At 37.8% G+C, this 19,832-nt stretch carries 16 protein-coding genes; 12 read left to right on the top strand and 4 right to left on the bottom strand.

Annotation, left to right across the window (positions count from 1 at the left end; all coding sequences use genetic code 11):
* Window positions 1-313 precede the first annotated feature (313 nt).
* The 4 genes from ilvI (at window position 314) to SOI81_RS14705 (ending at window position 5,962) form a co-directional block, all read left to right on the top strand.
* Window positions 314-2,038: an acetolactate synthase 3 large subunit gene (ilvI, locus tag SOI81_RS14720; protein ID WP_016142213.1), complete on the top strand. Its 1,725-nt coding sequence runs from the start codon at window positions 314-316 to the stop codon at window positions 2,036-2,038.
* A complete protein-coding gene (gene ilvN, locus SOI81_RS14715; protein WP_001215920.1) occupies window positions 2,038-2,529 on the top strand; it encodes an acetolactate synthase small subunit in 492 nt (163 codons plus the stop codon). The genes ilvI and ilvN overlap by 1 nt, the downstream gene beginning before the upstream one ends.
* A gap of 32 nt (window positions 2,530-2,561) precedes the next feature.
* A complete protein-coding gene (gene ilvC, locus SOI81_RS14710) occupies window positions 2,562-3,578 on the top strand; it encodes a ketol-acid reductoisomerase (protein ID WP_057075715.1) in 1,017 nt (338 codons plus the stop codon).
* 329 nt (window positions 3,579-3,907) lie between these two features.
* Window positions 3,908-5,962, top strand: coding sequence for a GGDEF domain-containing phosphodiesterase (locus tag SOI81_RS14705; RefSeq protein ID WP_239974821.1), 2,055 nt, complete (start codon window positions 3,908-3,910; stop codon window positions 5,960-5,962).
* 442 nt (window positions 5,963-6,404) lie between these two features.
* Here the strand turns inward: SOI81_RS14705 and SOI81_RS14700 are convergent, their stop codons facing one another.
* Window positions 6,405-6,977 carry a TetR/AcrR family transcriptional regulator gene (locus SOI81_RS14700; protein ID WP_239974820.1) on the bottom strand — a complete coding sequence of 191 codons (573 nt, stop codon included), beginning with the start codon at window positions 6,975-6,977 and terminating at the stop codon, window positions 6,405-6,407.
* A gap of 326 nt (window positions 6,978-7,303) precedes the next feature.
* Between SOI81_RS14700 and SOI81_RS14695 the strand changes: the two genes are divergently transcribed.
* The 7 genes from SOI81_RS14695 (at window position 7,304) to SOI81_RS14665 (ending at window position 16,689) form a co-directional block, all read left to right on the top strand.
* Window positions 7,304-8,167, top strand: a complete 864-nt coding sequence (locus SOI81_RS14695) for a hypothetical protein (RefSeq protein ID WP_239974819.1) — start codon at window positions 7,304-7,306, stop codon at window positions 8,165-8,167.
* A 198-nt stretch (window positions 8,168-8,365) separates the two neighbouring features.
* On the top strand, window positions 8,366-9,958 hold the full coding sequence (gene prfC / locus SOI81_RS14690; protein ID WP_016142208.1) for a peptide chain release factor 3: 1,593 nt from the start codon (window positions 8,366-8,368) through the stop codon (window positions 9,956-9,958).
* Between the two features lie 69 nt (window positions 9,959-10,027).
* The gene (locus SOI81_RS14685; RefSeq protein ID WP_320540945.1) at window positions 10,028-10,870 is read left to right on the top strand and encodes a hypothetical protein; all 843 of its coding nucleotides are present in this window, start codon (window positions 10,028-10,030) and stop codon (window positions 10,868-10,870) included.
* A 90-nt stretch (window positions 10,871-10,960) separates the two neighbouring features.
* Window positions 10,961-11,902, top strand: a complete 942-nt coding sequence (locus SOI81_RS14680) for an RsiV family protein (protein WP_320541588.1) — start codon at window positions 10,961-10,963, stop codon at window positions 11,900-11,902.
* On the top strand, window positions 11,902-12,714 hold the full coding sequence (locus tag SOI81_RS14675) for a TatD family hydrolase (RefSeq protein ID WP_239974816.1): 813 nt from the start codon (window positions 11,902-11,904) through the stop codon (window positions 12,712-12,714). Before SOI81_RS14680 ends, SOI81_RS14675 begins: the two co-directional genes overlap by 1 nt.
* Before the next feature lie 124 nt (window positions 12,715-12,838).
* Window positions 12,839-15,595 carry an aconitate hydratase AcnA gene (acnA, locus tag SOI81_RS14670; protein WP_239974815.1) on the top strand — a complete coding sequence of 919 codons (2,757 nt, stop codon included), beginning with the start codon at window positions 12,839-12,841 and terminating at the stop codon, window positions 15,593-15,595.
* Window positions 15,596-15,927: 332 nt separating this feature from the next.
* Window positions 15,928-16,689, top strand: coding sequence for a ThiF family adenylyltransferase (locus tag SOI81_RS14665; protein ID WP_239974812.1), 762 nt, complete (start codon window positions 15,928-15,930; stop codon window positions 16,687-16,689).
* Window positions 16,690-16,761: 72 nt separating this feature from the next.
* Here the strand turns inward: SOI81_RS14665 and SOI81_RS14660 are convergent, their stop codons facing one another.
* Complete coding sequence (locus SOI81_RS14660; RefSeq protein ID WP_224992276.1) at window positions 16,762-16,884, bottom strand: hypothetical protein; 123 nt, start codon at window positions 16,882-16,884, stop codon at window positions 16,762-16,764.
* Between the two features lie 96 nt (window positions 16,885-16,980).
* Between SOI81_RS14660 and SOI81_RS14655 the strand changes: the two genes are divergently transcribed.
* Window positions 16,981-17,880: a LysR family transcriptional regulator gene (locus SOI81_RS14655; protein WP_239974985.1), complete on the top strand. Its 900-nt coding sequence runs from the start codon at window positions 16,981-16,983 to the stop codon at window positions 17,878-17,880.
* Window positions 17,881-17,888: 8 nt separating this feature from the next.
* Here SOI81_RS14655 and SOI81_RS14650 read toward each other — a convergent pair whose 3' ends face one another.
* Both SOI81_RS14650 and dusA read right to left on the bottom strand, forming a co-directional pair.
* On the bottom strand, window positions 17,889-18,401 hold the full coding sequence (locus tag SOI81_RS14650; RefSeq protein WP_016142201.1) for a hypothetical protein: 513 nt from the start codon (window positions 18,399-18,401) through the stop codon (window positions 17,889-17,891).
* Between the two features lie 334 nt (window positions 18,402-18,735).
* Window positions 18,736-19,740 carry a tRNA dihydrouridine(20/20a) synthase DusA gene (gene dusA, locus SOI81_RS14645; protein WP_239974811.1) on the bottom strand — a complete coding sequence of 335 codons (1,005 nt, stop codon included), beginning with the start codon at window positions 19,738-19,740 and terminating at the stop codon, window positions 18,736-18,738.
* Window positions 19,741-19,832 lie beyond the last annotated feature (92 nt).

Here is a 19,832-nt window from a genome sequence, read left to right as displayed (position 1 = left end):
TCTTGACTTTAGTGAATTAAACAACAAAAATGCTTCCTTTAGTTTTATATGCGATTATTTGATCACCCTTCGAATAACCGTCATGTTTTGTAATAGACATTCTCTCTAGCCGAGAGATTGATTTTACTTAAAGTATGTATATCCAGACATGCTTTATTAATGTTAAAAAAGCTTATACGGCTGAAAAACAGAAATTTTTCTATTGCAACGAAAACTAGACAATATGTGTGCTATAACAGTGCAGACAATTCAATGAATGAAACACTATTTGTGCCTTCCATAAATAGTGATAAAGATTTTAGGGTGAATCACGTTGGAACTTTTATCTGGTGGTGAAATGCTCGTTCGTGCTCTTGCGGACGAAGGCGTTGAACATGTTTTTGGTTATCCAGGCGGCGCTGTATTACATATTTATGATGCGCTATTTCAACAAGACAAAATTAATCATTACCTCGTACGTCATGAACAAGCTGCTGGTCATATGGCAGATGCTTACTCGCGTGCTACAGGTAAGACTGGCGTAGTACTGGTCACTTCTGGACCTGGCGCAACTAATACTGTGACTCCAATTGCAACAGCTTATATGGACTCAATCCCAATGGTGATTTTGTCTGGCCAGGTTGCATCACATCTTATTGGTGAAGACGCTTTCCAAGAAACTGACATGGTAGGTATTTCACGTCCGATCGTGAAACATAGTTTCCAAGTTCGTCACGCAAGTGAAATTCCTGCAATTATCAAAAAAGCATTTTATATCGCATCAAGTGGTCGTCCTGGCCCTGTTGTCGTCGATATTCCGAAAGATGCGACTAATCCTGCAGAAAAATTTGCGTACGAATATCCTGAAAAAGTGAAGATGCGTTCTTATCAGCCACCTTCACGTGGTCATTCTGGTCAAATTCGTAAAGCGATTGATGAGCTTTTAAGTGCAAAACGTCCTGTAATTTATACGGGTGGTGGTGTTGTTCAAGGTAATGCATCAGCATTATTGACTGAACTTGCTCATTTACTCGGTTACCCAGTGACTAACACACTTATGGGCCTTGGTGGCTTCCCTGGTGATGATCCACAGTTCATTGGCATGTTAGGTATGCATGGGACTTATGAAGCAAATATGACTATGCATAATGCTGATGTCATTCTTGCTGTAGGTGCTCGTTTTGATGACCGAGTAACTAATAATCCTGCAAAATTCTGTTTGAATGCCAAAGTTATTCATATTGATATTGATCCGGCGAGCATTTCAAAAACAATTATGGCGCACATTCCAATTGTAGGGGCAGTTGAGCCTGTACTTCAGGAAATGTTGACGCAATTGAAACAATTGAATGTGTCTAAGCCAAACCCTGAAGCAATTGCTGCATGGTGGGATCAAATTAATGAATGGCGTAAAGTCCATGGCTTGAAGTTCGAAACACCGACTGATGGCACAATGAAGCCACAGCAAGTTGTTGAAGCTTTATATAAAGCGACCAATGGTGATGCCATCATTACTTCAGATGTGGGTCAACACCAAATGTTTGGTGCGTTGTACTACAAGTACAAACGTCCTCGTCAATGGATTAACTCAGGCGGTTTGGGCACCATGGGCGTAGGTTTACCTTATGCAATGGCGGCAAAGCTTGCTTTCCCTGATCAACAAGTGGTTTGTATTACTGGTGAAGCTTCAATACAAATGTGTATTCAAGAGCTTTCAACCTGTAAGCAATACGGTATGAACGTGAAGATCTTATGCTTGAATAACCGTGCTTTAGGTATGGTTAAACAGTGGCAAGATATGAACTATGAAGGCCGTCACTCAAGCTCATATGTTGAATCATTGCCTGATTTTGGCAAATTGATGGAAGCTTATGGTCATGTGGGTATTCAGATTGATCATGCTGATGAACTAGAGTCAAAGCTTGCTGAAGCAATGGCTATTAATGATAAGTGTGTATTCATTAACGTCATGGTTGATCGCACGGAACATGTTTATCCAATGCTGATCGCAGGTCAGTCTATGAAGGATATGTGGTTAGGTAAAGGGGAGCGTACATAATGAGACATATTATTTCTGTACTCGTTGAAAACGAAGCTGGTGCGCTTTCTCGTTTGGTGGGTTTATTCAGTCAACGTAACTACAACATTGAGACGTTGAATGTAGCTCCAACCGAAGACCCTACGTTATCACGTTTGACGTTAACCACTTATGGTGATGACCATAAGATTGAACAGATTACAAAGCAGCTCAACAAACTTGTTGAAGTTGTAAAAGTAGTAGATTTATCAGAAGGTTCGCACATTGAGCGTGAACTGATGTTGATTAAAGTAAAAGCGTTAGGTGCTTCACGTGCTGAAATTAAGCGTACAGCGGATATTTTCCGTGCGCAAATTGTAGACGTGACCCCAACTACCTATACCATTCAAATAGCAGGGACAACTGAAAAATTAGATGGTTTTATCGATGCGCTTGCAGAAAACACTATTCTAGAAGTCGTTCGTTCAGGTGTATCTGGTATCGCCCGTGGCGAAAAAGTATTAGCCATTTAATTTTTTAAAAAGTATTTTAGCGGAGAACACAAATGCAAATTTTTTACGATAAAGACTGTGACTTATCAATCATCCAAGGCAAGAAAGTAGCGATTATTGGTTACGGTTCTCAAGGTCATGCTCATGCACTTAACCTTAAAGACTCAGGCGTAGACGTAACTGTAGGTTTACGTGCAGGTTCAGCTTCTTGGAAGAAAGCTGAAAATGCTGGTCTTAAAGTTGCAGAAGTTCCTGCTGCAGTTAAGCAAGCTGACCTCGTAATGATTTTGACTCCAGATGAATTCCAATCACAACTTTACCGTGACGTGATTGAGCCAAACATCAAAGAAGGTGCAACTTTAGCATTTGCTCATGGTTTCTCAATTCTTTATAACCAAGTTGTTCCACGTAAAGACTTAGATGTAATCATGGTTGCTCCTAAAGCACCTGGTCACACAGTTCGTTCTGAATACCAACGTGGTTCAGGTGTTCCTGATCTAATCGCAATTCATCAAGATGCTTCTGGTAATGCACGTAACGTTGCTCTTTCTTATGCTTCTGGCGTAGGTGGCGGCCGTACAGGTATTATCGAAACTTCATTCCGTGAAGAAACTGAAACTGACTTATTCGGTGAGCAAGCAGTTCTTTGTGGTGGTGCAGTTGAACTTGTGAAAATGGGCTTCGAAACTTTAGTTGAAGCTGGTTATGCACCTGAAATGGCTTACTTCGAATGTTTACACGAGCTTAAATTGATCGTTGACTTAATGTTCGAAGGTGGTATCGCTGACATGAACTACTCAGTATCTAACAATGCTGAGTACGGTGAATATGTAACGGGTACTGAAGTAATCAACGAGCAGTCTCGTGAAGCGATGCGTAATGCATTAAAACGTATTCAATCTGGCGAATACGCGAAGATGTTCATTCAAGAGGGTGCATTAAATTACCCATCTATGACTGCTCGTCGTCGTCAAAATGCTGCACATGGTATTGAAGTAACTGGTAATAAGTTACGTGCAATGATGCCATGGATCCAAGCAAACAAAATCGTAGATAAAGAAAAGAACTAATTTTCCTTTTCTAATGCTTCAAAAGAACCCTGCTTAAAGCAGGGTTCTTTATTTATATTATTTTTTTATTTGAATGCTACAATTGTGATTAGGTCGTCTTGAATAGATTAAATAAATTCTATATTTTTCATATAATTGGCTGCTTGGTTTTTATTTACTTTATTGATTTATAAAGTAAAAAATACTTGACCAAAAGATAGATAATGTTATTGTTTATAACTGACTGAATAAGTCAAATTTACTAAAATTTCTTTAACATGTTTAATTGTATTTTGGGCAATGAGTTGAACAAAATAAAAAAAAGTATTGAATAATCATGGAAGTCCAATATGGGTCATGTTGATTACGATAGCACAATGATCGTCGGCTCTTTTATTGCAGCTGGCCTCACTTGCTATATTGTAATTTCCATGGAGCAGCTAATATTCAAGCAACTCTATAAAAAGTTTGAATCCTTAATTTTATTCATTAATGGATTGCTACTCGCTTTAGCAATTAGTATTGTTCATATTGTTGGCATACAAGCTTATCATCTGTTTGATACAGCCAACTCGAATATTCCTTTAATTGTCATTTCTTATGCCATTAGTGCATTGTTATCTTGCATTGCGATGTGGTTGACTTCACGTTTTACACTTCCTTTATTTAGACTCATTTTGAGTTCGATTATTATGGGAATTGGAATTTCAGCTTCATATTACATTAGCATGTTGGGCTGGAATATTAATGTTTATAAAAAAGATTACACTTCGTTCTTACTCTTATTTTCTGTATTAATTGCAATGAGTGGTTCGGGGTTAGCGTTTTTACTCGCCTATAAATTAAAAGATACCGAACGATATCGCTTAACCTTAAAAATCGCATTTTCGATAATGATGACCTTAAGCATCATGGGGATGCACTATACTGCTCTTATTGCGACGAATATTACTGATAAATTTATTAGCCAATATCAGGCTGAACATGACTTATTACTATTTACAATTATTCTAGTCACCTGTTTGGTACTCGTAGCAAGTTTTATTGTGGCAATGTTAGAACAACGCCTCATGCAACAAAATTTAGAATTGCGCAAAGCAAATAAAGAATTAGCTAATTTATCTATACAAGACAATTTAACCAAGCTGCCAAATCGCCTTTATTTAGTTGATTATGCTGAAGTATTGCTTTCAGATCATCGATATAAAGATCAAAAAATTGCTTTTTTATATATTGATTTAGACCGTTTTAAATCAGTGAATGATGCATTTGGGCATCATGTAGGTGACCAACTCCTCATTCAAATGGCAAATCGTTTACACTGGCAACTCAATGAGAAATGTAAACTACTTAGAATTGGTGGCGATGAGTTTTTGCTTATTGCAGAAAATACCAATGCAGATGAAGCTGTTGTGTTGGCCGAGAAAGTTTTACAGTTGATTCAGGAAAGTTATCAGATTTCTGGTAAAGAAATTAATATTTCTGCGAGTTTAGGAGTAGCACTCTTTCCTGAGCATGGACAAAATGTTCAAGACTTACTCATGAACGCTGATGCCGCGATGCTCATGTCTAAAGAGCAGGGCCGGAATACTTACACCATTTTCAGTTATTCAACTCATCAACAAGAAACAAGAAGCCAGTCAAAACTGATCAATGATCTTTATAAAGCCGTAGAAGAAAAGCAATTCATCTTATATTACCAACCAAAATTTAATACGAATCTTGAAGTGTGCGGCGTGGAAGCATTAATCCGTTGGAATCATCCAGCTTTAGGAATACTCACCCCACATATGTTCATAGAGGGTGCAGAAAAAACAGGTTTGATCATTCCAATGGGATATTGGGCACTTGAACAAGCTTGCCTGCAAATTCAGGAATGGGAACGCAGTAATACGCCATTTTATCCAGTTGCAGTGAATCTGTCGGCACTGCAATTTGAAAATAAAAAGTTATTTAGTACACTCGAAGCATTGTTAAAAAAATATCAAATTCAACCTCATCACTTAATTGTTGAGATTACTGAATCAACAGCAATGCGGCATATTGATTTAAGTATTCGAGCCTGTGAGCGACTGCGAGACATGGGCATTCGAGTTGCAATTGACGACTTTGGAACTGGGCATTCGAGTTTCTTGTATTTAAAAGATTTACCAGTAGATGAATTGAAAATTGATCGCGGCTTTATTGTCGATTTAAAGCCAGGTTCTAAAGAAGAAGTGATTCTAGAAAGTATTATTCATTTAGCTAAAAAGTTGGGTTTAACCGTAACTGCCGAAGGAGTAGAAACTCAACAGCAGGTTGAGATTTTGACTCGTTTAGGTTGTCAGCAATTTCAGGGTTATTTATTAGGTATGCCTGTTCAGGTTGATCAGCTCATTGAGACCCAAGGCGCCCATTTCGCTTAATCTTTTCTATATCGGTTTTTAAACCTCAAATTTGCTTTTAAATTTTTCTTTAAAGAACAATTAATTAAAATAAATTTATCTTTTAAAAGCACACCTATATATTTGTATTAATAAATAGTAGTAGTTTCTCGATTGGTTGAGTATTTTACATATAATAATTTATGAATGTATACTGTAAGTATAAAGTAATACTAATAAATTAATGTTTGTATTTTATAAAATATAAGAGGTGAAAAGGATTATTATAAAGTATTGTGAAGTTTATATAATAATTAGAATTAATGAAGATGGGACTAAATAAAATTATTCATTTTTATAAAATATAAATATATTAATTTTTTGGAGTTGAATAGATTTTTTGGTGGAGTTGGAGAGTAGACTCCACCGAAATAAAAATAACTTCTATTTTTATTAAAATATAAAATTTTAATTAATTTATAAATTAAATAGTTGCACAATCTCGGATTGTTTCAAACTCAATAATTTTATTTATATAAGACCATGTTTCTTCGGGATTAATCTTTTCTTTGTTTATAGTGCCATCAATAATAATTCCATCTACAATGTTAAGAAAAAGTCCTGTTAGAATTTTCGTATTTTCAACCTCCAACTCTGAAAGGGCTGAAAAAACTAATGCGTAAATCCACTCTCGGTACTCATTAATTTGATGTTTGATAGAAGGATATAATTGCATGACTTCGATAGTCGCTTTCTTAAATAAGCAGCCATTAAAGTCATATGTGTTGATCCATTCGATATACCAAGTAAAGATTTTTTTTAGTCTAAGTAAGGGGTTGTTAATGTTGTTAATTTTTTCCAACATTGAATCTTGGATTTCTAAATTTCTTTTATAAAGACATTCTTCAATTAAGACTTCTTTAGAAGAAAAGTATTTATAAAAAGTCATTTTTGCAACGCCAGATTCAGCAATAATACGATCAACACCAATAGACGTATAGCTTTTTTGGTTAAAGAGGGAGGTAGCTGTTCTTATAATAGTTTCTCTTTTTGACATTGGTTTCCCCGTCGCGGATGTTTTTTGATTAACTTTGCTATTGTAAAGTGTAGAAGCTTAAATAAAACTTATTTTATAGTATTTAAAAAATTATATTTATTCAATAGCTTGGTTAATTTAAAAAACAACATATTATATATTTGGTTTGCAATAGTTTACTTTTTTAAATATTATTAATTAATCCGTTGATTTGTTGAGATAATAAACATAGTATCAACTTGTTAAGCATAGGTGAGCGGAATTTATTTTAGCAATTGAATGCATAATTGAAATAAAGGGAAAACCTATAACTTAACTATAAGAACAACTTTCTACTGAGAATCATTATGTTAAAAAAATTTGAAGACTTTAATAATCCAAGAGAGAAAGCATTGCAGGGGATGAAAAACAGTATCCCTGCAAAACAATGGGATGAAAATTTACAATTTCTTCAACAGTTAAGAAAAACAATTGCAGATTTGCCGGTTTGTAAGCATCCTGCAATCGAGTTATTAAACAGTGGATATCTGGATAAGACAACGTTGACGCATATTCATTTAGAATATCGCCATGCGATTGTGCAGATTTTTACTGATGCTCTATTACAAGCACAGTTTTTAACAAAACAATTGGAACCTAAACTCCATTCAGGAGCCAAAATGTTTCCAAGGGTGTTATTAAGTTTAAATATACTTGATGAATTCGGTTTTCGTCCTGGACTCGATAAAGATAATTACTATTTGGGCAACCCTGAATACGCTCATTATCCTTTATATGAGGATCTACTTAATGATTATGGTTTAACTGAGCTTGACCGTCGTAATTATAAGCCGTCAAAATTTGCAGATCAGGTGAGATCATTCTTAGAGTCTTCTTATGATAGTTATATCAAGGTCGTAGCATTATTGGCCGTTGCAGAGGAAGAAGTCATTCTTTTTAGCCCACCATTGCGTCAAGCAACCAAATTCGTAAATATCGATGTTGAAGGTGGTGGCTATTACCATGTACATGGTGTATCTACTGATGAAACATCTGAGGCTGCTGATGATGACCATCAAGATGACCTTTGGTTTGCATTAGCGCAAGCGATTACAAAAGATGATTATGAGAGCTTAACCAAGCTATGTATTGATTACTGTGCTTTATGGAATGAGTTCTGGGATGCACAAATTGCAGATGTTCAATTTATTGAAGAAAAGAAACTGGCATAACAATTCTATTAAGTTTTAACAAAGCCCATCTATCAACAGGTGGGTTTTTTTAATTGAAAAGATCTAAAAAGCTTATGAGTAGCTCTTGGCTTATCAACAATCATTAAACAGTTCTATAAATCTGCTACAATTACGCCAATTTTTATTTTGATCGACTTTAGGTCTTTGGCACTGCAATCTCCGCAGTAGGTGTATTTCATGAGTTTTAAAGATGAGTTAGCGGCACAGGTTGCTCAACGCCGCACATTTGCCATCATTTCCCACCCCGATGCCGGTAAAACCACCATGACAGAAAAATTACTGTTATGGGGTAAAGCAATTCAGGTTGCAGGGATGGTAAAAAGCCGTAAATCTGATCGCGCAGCTACATCTGACTGGATGGAAATGGAAAAAGAGCGTGGAATTTCGATTACCACGTCTGTCATGCAGTTTCCTTATAAAGGTCACACCATTAACTTACTTGATACACCGGGACATGAAGACTTCTCTGAAGATACTTATCGTACCCTAACAGCAGTTGACTCTGCATTAATGGTGATTGATGGTGCAAAAGGTGTCGAAGAACGCACCATCAAATTGATGGAAGTTTGTCGTATGCGTGACACTCCTATCATTTCGTTCGTAAACAAGATGGACCGTGAGATTCGTGAACCACTTGAGTTACTCGATGAAATTGAAAATGTCCTTAATATTCGCTGTGTACCTATTACATGGCCATTAGGGATGGGACGTGATTTTGCTGGTGTATACAATATTCTTGAAAATAAATTGTATGTTTACAAAGCAGGTTTTGGTTCAACCATTACAGATATTGAAGTGCGCGATGGTTATGACCATGCAGATATCCGTGAAAAAGTCGGTGAGCTGGCTTGGGCATCTTTTGAAGAGTCACTTGAACTTGTACAAATGGCGAATGAACCTTTAGACCGCGAATTATTTTTACAAGGTAAACAAACTCCAGTTCTATTCGGTACAGCGTTAGGTAACTTCGGTGTTGACCATGTATTAGATGCATTTATGAATTGGGCACCAGAACCTAAAGCACATCCAACACAAGAGCGTGTTGTTGATGCGAAAGAAGAAGGGTTTTCTGGTTTCGTCTTTAAGATTCAAGCAAATATGGACCCGAAACACCGTGACCGTATTGCCTTTATGCGTATCTGTTCAGGTAAATACGAGAAAGGTTTAAAAATGAATCACGTACGTATCGGTAAAGATGTACGTATTAGTGATGCATTGACATTCCTTGCGGGTGAGCGTGAGCACTTAGAAGAAGCGTGGCCAGGTGATATTATTGGTTTACATAACCATGGCACAATTCAAATTGGTGATACTTTCACAAGTGGTGAAGATCTGCATTTTACAGGTATTCCTCACTTCGCACCGGAGATGTTCCGTCGTGTGCGTTTGAAAGATCCATTAAAGTCAAAACAATTGCAAAAAGGTTTGAAAGAGTTGTCTGAAGAAGGCGCAACTCAGGTATTTATGCCACAAATTAGCAATGATTTGATTGTGGGTGCAGTGGGGGTGCTTCAGTTTGATGTCGTTGCTTACCGTTTGAAAGAAGAATATAAAGTTGACTGTGTTTATGAGCCTGTAAGTGTTAATACAGTTCGCTGGATTCATTGTGATGATGACAAGATTCTCAATGAATTTAAGAAAAAAGCGCATGATCAGCTTTCTATCGATGGTGGCGGTCACTTAACTTATCTTGCACCAAGTCGTGTGAACTTACAGATTATGCAAGAGCGTTGGCCTGATATTCAGTTCCGTAATACACGTGAACACTAATCTTTAAGATTTGACAGACAGCTTCGAAAAGAAGCTGTTTTGTTTTGAAAAATAAGAAAGGATGATGAAATGAATTTGAATAGAAAGACAGTTATTGCACTTTTAGTTGCAGTAATCATATTAATTTTGGCGATTTGTCTTTTTGTCTGGAAAAGCACTCAGTCTTCATCATCCTCTCAGGTCAAATCAGCTTCTACCCAAACTCAAAATATAGAGAAAGCTGAGGTACTCCCATTTCTTAACTTACAACAAGTAAAAGCTGACTATGCTTTGCCATTTTGTGAGAAGAAAAATTGTATTGATGTCGATATTCAAACAATAAAGACTCAAGATGCATGGCTAAATGACTGGATCGCAAAAAGTCAGGCCAAAGTGATTCAAGACCAAATTGATTTGAAAAAAGACTTGAGTTTGCAGCAGGCTATTAATGCCTATGTTAAAAAGTCGGATGAATGGCAAGATAAATACTCAAAGAATCGAGCTTATGAATTGCATCTTCATACCCGTATTGCATCGCAGCGTAACCAATACGTTTTATTGCAATTAGGGCTTGATACCAAGCAAGAAGAGCTCACAATTAAAGATCGTTATTACTTTTTTGTAGCCGACCGGAAACTACATAAAAGCTTAACTTTGTTAGATGTTTTAAAAAAGGATCAACAAACAGCTGTGCATCAAATGGTGCAAGTGGCATATCAAGACTGGTTAAAAAAGCAGACTGCTGAAATTAAAAAAGAAGCACCAAAAACTTTATATTGGGGACAGGCAGATTGGTTCTTTGATGGTGAAGGTGTTGGCTTACATTATCAGGCTAACCAGATTACTAAAGAGGCGCCACAGCTAGATATTTATTTATCTAAAGAACAGACCAAAAAAATATTACAACCCGAGGTTTATGAACAAATGTTTTAAGATGGTAGCAGAATTTGCAACCTCTATTTATATGCGCTAATTTCTTAGAAAGGTATAGCGTAATCTCCTTAGAATAAAAGGCAAAATATGATGTTATCTTCTAAAGCTTCACTGCGATTAACTTTGATTGCTTCTGCTATATTTTTGGTAGCATGCCAACCTAAAGCTGACCCTAAGGATTCTCAAGAGCAGCAGAAATCAGCTGTTCAAGAACAAAAGCCAATAGAGTTGACTTTGAAAGGTGAAACAATTCCTAGTAAGGTGGTTTTACCTGATTGCGATGGCAAAAATTGTCCGGAATTTACGGTAGAACGTTTACAGAGTAATTTTCCTTTTATTGACAAAATTATAGATCAGCAAATCTTAAATACATTAAATCAAATTTTAGAAATTGCTGAACCTGATGCTAAGGGCACACAAACAGAACAAAAAATAGAAGCTTCGGCGGCTGCGGGTGCAGAGCAAAAAGATAGCTTTGATGCGCAGGTACAACGTTATGCGAACTCATTTATCGATCTAGATAATGAGCTAAAAGCTTTAAGTAGTAATCATCAGATCAATCTCTTAGTTAAACCTAAGATTTTGCAAGCTCAAGGCAAAGTTGTCACTGTGGTGCTTAATAGTAGTAGTTATCTAGGTGGTGCTCATGGCTCCGCTGCACAGCATTACTATAATTTCGATTTAAAAGAGCAAAAACAGATTGAGCTTGAAGAATTGTTGCGCCCACAGAAAAAATCTGCATTGGAAAAGTTAGCACATGAAGCCTTTAAGACTTGGGTAACTGATTCTAAACTTGCTGATAATGTTGCTGACTATGAACAAGCATGGCCATTTAAGTTATCTAATAACTTCTTGTTGGGTGAGCAAGGTTTAATTCTTCAATACGGTGAGTATGAAATTGGACCATACGTGGTTGGACTCCCTCGATTAGTCATTCCTTATGCTCAATTACAAGATGTATTGAAAGAAGACTATTTGCCACAGCCTAAAGCTAAACCTGCTTCGGCACCAGTTGCAAAAAGTGCTGGCTAATGCATCTGTTTGATACACATACCCATTTTGATGTTGCCGATTTTGATGAAGATCGGCAGCAATTAGCGCTTAATGCTAAAAAAGCGGGTGTAGATGCATTAGTCTTAATTGGCTTTTTACAGTCACGCTTTGATGATTTGGTACAGACTCATCATCTGTTAAAAAGCTGGGAAAATGTACCAACTTCATATTTAGCACCCGGTTTACATCCGTTTTATATTGAGCAGCACCAACCAGACCATCTTTCTAACCTTGAGCAAATTTTGCAGCAACAGGACTGTGTGGCTGTGGGTGAAATTGGCTTAGATACTTTCTTAAAAGAACATAAGCAACCAGATGTATATGCCAAGCAAAAACAATATTTTGCTCACCAGTTAGAGCTGGCAACCCAATATCAAAAACCAGTGTTACTCCACATTCGAAAAGCGCATGGTGATGTGCTTGCTATATTAAAAGCTCAAAAATTTAAATTGGGCGGAATTGCTCATGCATTTAGTGGTGGGGTAGAAGAGGCAAAGGGACTTATTAAGCTTGGTTTTAAAATTGGTGTGACGGGGCAGATCACCAACCCGAATGCGAAAAAACTTCATACGGTTGTGCAGGCTATAGGTGCAGAGCATTTGGTGATTGAAACAGATTGTCCAGATATGACACCGCTTTGCTGTCAAACCTCAACAGAACAGCGTACTCGTAATACCCCTGTTAATTTGCCGTATGTTTTACAAAGTTTGGCTGAAAATTTAAATATGCCAGAGTCAGATTTGGCTGAGTTGCTGTGGAAAAACTCTCTCACCGCACTGAAATTATCGTAATAAAAATCAAAGATTAAAAATATTAACTAAAACAAAACACAGTGATTAAAAAAGAAGCTTAAAGTAAGAAAACAACATGTAAAAACGTGAAAAATAACATTGCCAGACATGGGAGGATAACCCAATGGCTAAGTATAGCAATATCAATAGTTTTAATGCTTTACAGACGCTAACAGTAGGTTCCAGCAATTATCAGATTTTTAGCTTAGCCCAAGCAGAGAAAACGCTAGGGGATATTGCCAAACTGCCGAAATCTTTAAAAGTATTATTGGAAAACTTATTACGGTTTGAAGATCAACATAGCGTCAAAACTGAACACATCCATGCTTTAGCAGAATGGCTAAAAACCCGCACCTCAGATCAAGAAATTCAATATCGACCTGCAAGGGTTTTAATGCAAGATTTTACGGGCGTACCTGCTGTGGTTGATTTAGCTGCAATGCGAGCAGCGATGGCGCAAGCGGGTGGCGACCCTGAAAAAATTAATCCATTATCTCCCGTTGATTTGGTGATTGACCACTCTGTAATGGTTGATTATTTTGCCGATGATCAGGCTTTTGAAGAAAACGTACAAATCGAGATGCAGCGTAATGGTGAGCGATATCAATTTTTACGTTGGGGGCAGTCTGCATTTAATAACTTTAGTGTAGTGCCACCAGGTACGGGTATTTGCCATCAGGTCAATTTAGAATATTTGGCTCAAGCGGTGTGGCTAGGCGAAGATAATGGCCAGACTTTTGCTTTTCCAGATACTTTAGTGGGTACAGACTCACATACCACCATGATTAATGGTTTAGGTGTTTTAGGTTGGGGAGTAGGAGGAATTGAGGCCGAAGCAGCTATGCTGGGCCAACCTATCTCGATGCTGATTCCTGAAGTCATTGGTTTTAAGCTCACAGGAAAACTACCAGAAGGCATTACGGCAACTGATTTGGTGCTGACCATTACTCAAATGCTTCGTCAAAAAGGTGTCGTGGGTAAATTTGTAGAGTTCTATGGAGACGGCTTAGCTGATTTACCACTTGCTGACCGTGCAACTATTGCCAATATGGCACCAGAATATGGTGCGACTTGTGGTTTCTTCCCAATTGATGAAGTGACATTAGGATATTTAAAATTAACTGGTCGTCAAAGTGATCGTATTGCATTGGTTGAAGCGTATAGCAAAGCACAAGGCTTATGGCGAAATGCTGGTGATGAACCTGTTTTTACAGATACCTTAAGTCTTGATATGAATACAGTTCAGGCAAGTTTGGCAGGCCCAAAACGCCCACAAGACCGAGTGCTTTTATCAGAAGTACCAAAAACGTTTAATGCGCTGATGGAGTTAACTTTAAAACCAGCCAAAGAAGCTAAAGAGCGTTTAGAAAATGAAGGCGGTGGCGGTACTGCTGTCGAGGCAAAAAAAGCAAATATTCAACATGAAAGTCCTTCTTGCGTGATTGAAGGACAAACTTATCCATTAAATCATGGTGATGTTGTTATTTCAGCCATCACATCTTGTACCAATACTTCTAACCCGAGTGTAATGCTGGCGGCGGGATTACTTGCTAAAAAAGCCATTGAAAAAGGTTTGCAACGGAAACCATGGGTGAAAAGCTCTCTTGCACCGGGTTCTAAGGTTGTTACAGATTATTTATTGGCTGCAGGCCTTACCCCATATTTAGATGAGTTGGGCTATAACTTGGTGGGATATGGTTGTACAACCTGTATTGGTAACTCAGGGCCATTACCTGAACCGGTTGAAGACGCAATTCAATGCCATGATTTGAATGTTGCATCTGTACTTTCTGGTAACCGTAACTTTGAAGGACGCGTACACCCATTGGTTAAAACAAACTGGCTTGCTTCGCCACCTTTGGTCGTCGCTTATGGTTTGGTGGGTAATATCCGTACCGATTTGACTACGCAACCTATAGGGCAAGGTAAAGATGGGCAACCTGTTTATTTAAAAGATATCTGGCCAAGTCAGGCAGAAATTGATGCTGTCTTACAGAAAGTAAATACAGAGATGTTCCATAAAGAATATGCTGCGGTGTTTGATGGTGATGAAAGCTGGCAATCAATTCAGATTCCAAAAAGTAAAACTTATGAATGGGCTGATGATTCGACTTATATCCGCCATCCGCCATTCTTTGAAGGCATTGGCGAACCACCAAAACCAATTAAAAATATTGAACAGGCACGTGTTTTAGCAGTGCTCGGTGACTCGGTAACGACTGACCATATTTCACCGGCAGGCAATATTAAAAAAGACAGTCCGGCAGGTCGATATTTACAAGAGCAAGGTGTTGAGCCAAAAGACTTTAACTCCTATGGTTCTCGACGTGGTAATCATGAAGTCATGATGCGCGGAACCTTTGCCAACATTCGTATTAAAAACGAGATGCTTGGTGGTGAAGAGGGTGGTAATACCATTCATGTGCCAAGTGGTGAGAAGCTTGCCATTTATGATGCGGCGATGCGTTACCAACAAGAACATACACCGCTTGTGATCATTGCTGGTAAAGAATATGGAACTGGTTCTTCACGTGACTGGGCTGCCAAAGGTACGAACTTACTAGGTGTAAAAGCTGTCATTGCTGAAAGTTTTGAACGTATTCACCGTTCTAACTTGGTGGGTATGGGGGTGTTGCCATTACAGTTTATTGATGGGCAAACGCGACAATCTCTCAACTTAACTGGTCATGAGGTGATATCAATTCGAGGTTTGTCAGATGGGATTGAACCTCATCAAATTCTTGAAGTTGATGTAAAAGGGCCAAATGGAGTCGCCAGCCATTTTAATGTGTTATGTCGAATTGATACGTTAAATGAGGTCGAGTACTTTAAAGCGGGTGGTATTTTGCATTATGTGCTACGGAATTTGATTGCTTCATAAATTGGCTAAGTTTGCACAGCTTTGTAATGGGAGTGCTTTGGCTAAAGTTGACTATATAGGCGTATCCTTACTTTTTAAGGATAAAAAGTAACAAAAATCCTTTGTCGGGCTGACGGTATATCCTTATACCGCAGCCCAACTGAGCAGCATCCATGCTGCCTGTCACACTAGTAAACAATAGTTTAAATCTTAAGCCGTATAATTTGATTAATAATGATAAGGCTCGTCGTGAGTTTAAATATCACCATCTCAAGTTTTCTTTGATCTAAAATACACTTTCTTCTAAAAAGCAGTAAAATACCTCCCGTGTTTTATATCCTCAAAGAGTAGCAATGACCGATCTTCCACAAGATGAATATGACCGCCGTTTTGCAGGTGTAGCGAAAGTTTATGGTGATTCATCGTTCCAGCACTATGAAAAAAGTCATGTGATGGTGATTGGGATTGGTGGTGTTGGTAGTTGGGCGGTAGAAGCTTTGGCACGCACGGGTATTGGTGAGATTACTTTAGTCGATATGGATGTGGTTGCGGCATCAAATGTGAATCGTCAGTTGCCTGCGATGACATCAACTCTAGGCTGTGAAAAAGTTGAGATTATGGCGGAGCGTTGTCGCCAAATTAACCCACGTATTAAAGTTAATATTATTGATGACTTTTTAACCCCTGAGAATGTCACCGAGATTTTAAATCCTGTACCCGATATTATCTTGGACTGTATTGATGACGTTAAAGCGAAATTGGCTTTAATGCTTCATTGTCGTTTTAATAAAATTCCTTTGATTGTTTCGGGTGGAGCAGGTGGTAAACTCGATCCCCTTAAAATCCGTGTGGCTGATTTATCAAAAACAGAACAGGACCCGATGTTAGCGAAGCTCCGTAGTCAGCTTCGTGCTCGAGGTATTTGTAAAAAGCCAAAAGAGAAATTTGGAATTACCTGTATTTACTCAATTGATAACCCATTTTCTAGTGCTGATGTCTGCCCATCGGCAGGGTTACGCTGTGGTGGATATGGTTCGGCGGTAGTGGTGACGTCAAGCTTTGCGATGATTGCTGTGGCTGAAGTTTTGAAGAAACTCGATTTAAAAAAAGCGTAATTAAAATCTTAAAAAGGCATGCGCTTATGTGAGTGCATGCCTTTTGTTTTTTTGAGTAAAGTTAAAATTGATTTAATCATATAACTCTATGTTGTCGTGTTGGGGCTGTGTTGGGAGCTGTTGATCATAAAATTTAAAGCACCATAACATTAGAACAATAGCGGTGAAGATGGCTAAACCTTTTAAATACTTCATGAATAATTCAATCAAGTGAATGGTCTTGATAAAATTCTAGCGAAGGAAATCTATCTAATCTAATATAGAAAATAGACTTAATGATCTAATTTTGAGATAGAAATGCTCACATTAAAACAATTCCAATATTTTATAAAAATCGTTGAAGAAGGAAGTTTTACTGCGGCTTCTGAAAAGCTATTCATAGCTCAGTCTGCTTTAAGTCGGCAAATTAAACTATTAGAAGAAGAAATTGATTTTAAATTATTTGATCGTACTGATAAGAAAGTGAAACTGACGACAGCGGGAGAGGTCTTCTATAAAAAAATAAAAGATAATATGCATTATTTAAATGAGATCATTGGCGTTTCTAAGAATATTGCAGAAGGAAAAAATCGCCAGATTAAAATTGCTCACTCGAGCAGTATTGTTATGGATGATAAAAAGGTTCAAATATTAAAAGAAATTAGCTTAAAGCGGAAAATTAACTTTGAGATAAACACGTTGTCATCTGAGCATCAGGTTTTGGCTTTACTGAATGGGGAGATTGATATTGGTTTAATTAGACCACCAGTTCGGCATACATTAGAAGACGTCAATGTTATTAAATTATATGAAGAACCTTTAATGGTGGCCGTGCACATTGATCATACTAAATTTACAAATAAAGAGAAGTTAGAAGTCCAAGATTTAAAAGAGGAATACTTTGTTTCTACACCACATTCTAAAAGAGGTGGATTAAGCTATTTAGTTTCAAATCTATGTTTAGCCGCAGGATTTACTCCACAAAAAGCCCCAATTCAGTCACGTAAGATTTCACAGTTACAACTTGTGGCTGCAAATATTGGTGTAAGTATTGTGCCTAAAGAGTTTCAGCAGATCTTGCCTGTTCAGGTAAAACTATTGCCTTTAACCGATCAGCTATCACTTTCAGAAGTAGTTTTGGTTTATAGAAAAGATCATGATGAAATAATTCAGTATTGTACCGAACGCATTCAACAAGTTTTTCAATTTTAGGAAATTGATTAGGCAGCTAATCTATAATAAGTATAAGTAACATTATCGTCTTTATAGACATCATAACTACTTTGTTTGAAGTCAGAAACCCACTCACTTCCTGTATACCCAGCGATATGTCCATAAACATGGTTGCGGGTTCGGTGAATGATGTAAATATCACCTTCCTGAGGTTCATCGAAGGCTGGATCAATTTCTTTATAGCCAATCTTTTTAAGGGTATCACCCCAATCTGAAGCTGCAATTGGATGGTTTTCAACATCGGCACCAGCAGATTCGAGCGCAAGACGGATGCTGCGTGCGCATCTCGCTTTACTGCGTCTAGATGTAATACTTTCTAATTTTTCTACGAACTTTTCTACATCAATGGGAGGGTTGGTTGAGGTTTGCGTTTGATGATTATTGGGTTTCATGGTGAAAGGATAAGGGAGGCTGGGTGTGCTGTGCGATACAACAATGGCTGCCTGATTTGAATCCTGATACATGTAATTATCAGCTACTTGTCCGTCATAAATAATCATCGTGAAATCTCTACCGTGCTACCCATGTCCATATTAAAAAAATCACCACCTACCTGTGGCGTTCAGAGATACTAATAGGCGTACCTTAAAAGTTTTGTTTATGTTATGTAATAACGTATCTTTTTTCCAGAGGCGTGTGCTTTGAAATGAAAAGATGCTCATCAAAAGGTTTATTAAAAATAGTAAAACTTAAATTATTGATATTATTATGAATAAATAATAAATCAGAACTTAAATTTGAATATTTTGCTTCAACATTTGCGAATATACTCAAAATCTAAGTCGCTGATTTAAAATGCCACATTTTCTTACAATTTAAGAAGTCATCACCAACTTAAACTTGCTGCTCTTTTAAATATTCTTCAGTGCGAATCATGGCTGCTTGCATGTTTTGAATCGCATTTTCAACGTCAGCTAAAGTTTTTGCATTTCCGCCACTTAGCGCTTGCCGCCATTTACGAGCGCCTGGCAAGTTTTGGAATAAACCTAAAATATGACGTGTAATGATTGAAAGAGGGGCACCTTCAGCCATACGTTGTTCAATATAAGGCAACATTTGTTCCATAATATCGAATCGATCTGGTGCTTCTAAATTCCAAAGTTGGCCGAGCTCAGCAAGTAGGTAAGGGTTATGGTAGGCTTCACGGCCAATCATGACACCATCAACATGCTGTAAATGTGTTTGAGTTTCGGCAAACGTTTTTATTCCACCGTTAATTTCAATGGTGAGATGTGGGCGCTCTTGCTTTAAACGATATACATCTTCATAGCGTAAAGGTGGTACTTCTCGGTTTTCTTTCGGAGATAAACCTTTCAAAATAGCAATACGGGCATGTACAACGAAATAAGTACAACCTGTTGCCGCGACAGTATCTACGAAATGTAGCATTTCTTCGTAAGACTGCATGTCATCAATACCGATACGATGCTTTACCGTTACTGGAATCTTTACTGCCTTTTGCATGGTATGAATACATTCAGCAACCAAGTCTGGCTCTGCCATTAAACATGCGCCGATTTTATTGTTCTGTACGCGGTCACTTGGACAGCCTACATTCAGGTTAACTTCATCGTAACCCCAGTCTTCGGCCATTTTTGTGCAAGTGGCAAGCTCTTGTGGGTTTGAGCCGCCAAGTTGTAATACGATAGGGTGTTCTTGTACGTTGTAGTCCAAATGGCGTTTAGCATCGCCAAATAGGATTGCGCCTGTAGTGACCATTTCGGTATAGAGCACAACGTTTGGGTTAAACAACCGTGCAAAGAATCGGTAATCCTTTGTAGTCCAGTCCATCATAGGTGCGACAGAAATACGAGGTTGTAACGATTGAAGTGATTGCATAACCAATAGACCCAAAAGTCGCTAAATTAATGAAAGGGCAGCATTATACGGGGTTTGGCCCTGAATCGACAGTGGCTTTTAACCGAGTAATT

It is taken from the genome of Acinetobacter pittii (assembly GCF_034067285.1).
Lineage (GTDB): Bacteria > Pseudomonadota > Gammaproteobacteria > Pseudomonadales > Moraxellaceae > Acinetobacter > Acinetobacter pittii_E.
This window is presented reverse-complemented; position numbering and strand designations above follow the sequence as displayed.

What these genes read in the sequence shown, in the direction of transcription:
- ilvN (WP_001215920.1), top strand. Translation starts at nt 2,038, where the DNA reads ATGAGACATATTATTTCTGTACTCGTTGAAAACGAAGCTGGTGCGCTT.
- ilvC (WP_057075715.1), top strand. Translation starts at nt 2,562, where the DNA reads ATGCAAATTTTTTACGATAAAGACTGTGACTTATCAATCATCCAAGGC.
- SOI81_RS14705 (WP_239974821.1), top strand. Translation starts at nt 3,908, where the DNA reads ATGGGTCATGTTGATTACGATAGCACAATGATCGTCGGCTCTTTTATT.
- SOI81_RS14700 (WP_239974820.1), bottom strand. Translation starts at nt 6,977, where the DNA reads ATGTCAAAAAGAGAAACTATTATAAGAACAGCTACCTCCCTCTTTAAC.
- SOI81_RS14695 (WP_239974819.1), top strand. Translation starts at nt 7,304, where the DNA reads ATGTTAAAAAAATTTGAAGACTTTAATAATCCAAGAGAGAAAGCATTG.
- prfC (WP_016142208.1), top strand. Translation starts at nt 8,366, where the DNA reads ATGAGTTTTAAAGATGAGTTAGCGGCACAGGTTGCTCAACGCCGCACA.
- SOI81_RS14685 (WP_320540945.1), top strand. Translation starts at nt 10,028, where the DNA reads ATGAATTTGAATAGAAAGACAGTTATTGCACTTTTAGTTGCAGTAATC.
- SOI81_RS14680 (WP_320541588.1), top strand. Translation starts at nt 10,961, where the DNA reads ATGTTATCTTCTAAAGCTTCACTGCGATTAACTTTGATTGCTTCTGCT.
- SOI81_RS14675 (WP_239974816.1), top strand. Translation starts at nt 11,902, where the DNA reads ATGCATCTGTTTGATACACATACCCATTTTGATGTTGCCGATTTTGAT.
- acnA (WP_239974815.1), top strand. Translation starts at nt 12,839, where the DNA reads ATGGCTAAGTATAGCAATATCAATAGTTTTAATGCTTTACAGACGCTA.
- SOI81_RS14665 (WP_239974812.1), top strand. Translation starts at nt 15,928, where the DNA reads ATGACCGATCTTCCACAAGATGAATATGACCGCCGTTTTGCAGGTGTA.
- SOI81_RS14660 (WP_224992276.1), bottom strand. Translation starts at nt 16,884, where the DNA reads ATGAAGTATTTAAAAGGTTTAGCCATCTTCACCGCTATTGTTCTAATG.
- SOI81_RS14650 (WP_016142201.1), bottom strand. Translation starts at nt 18,401, where the DNA reads ATGATTATTTATGACGGACAAGTAGCTGATAATTACATGTATCAGGAT.
- dusA (WP_239974811.1), bottom strand. Translation starts at nt 19,740, where the DNA reads ATGCAATCACTTCAATCGTTACAACCTCGTATTTCTGTCGCACCTATG.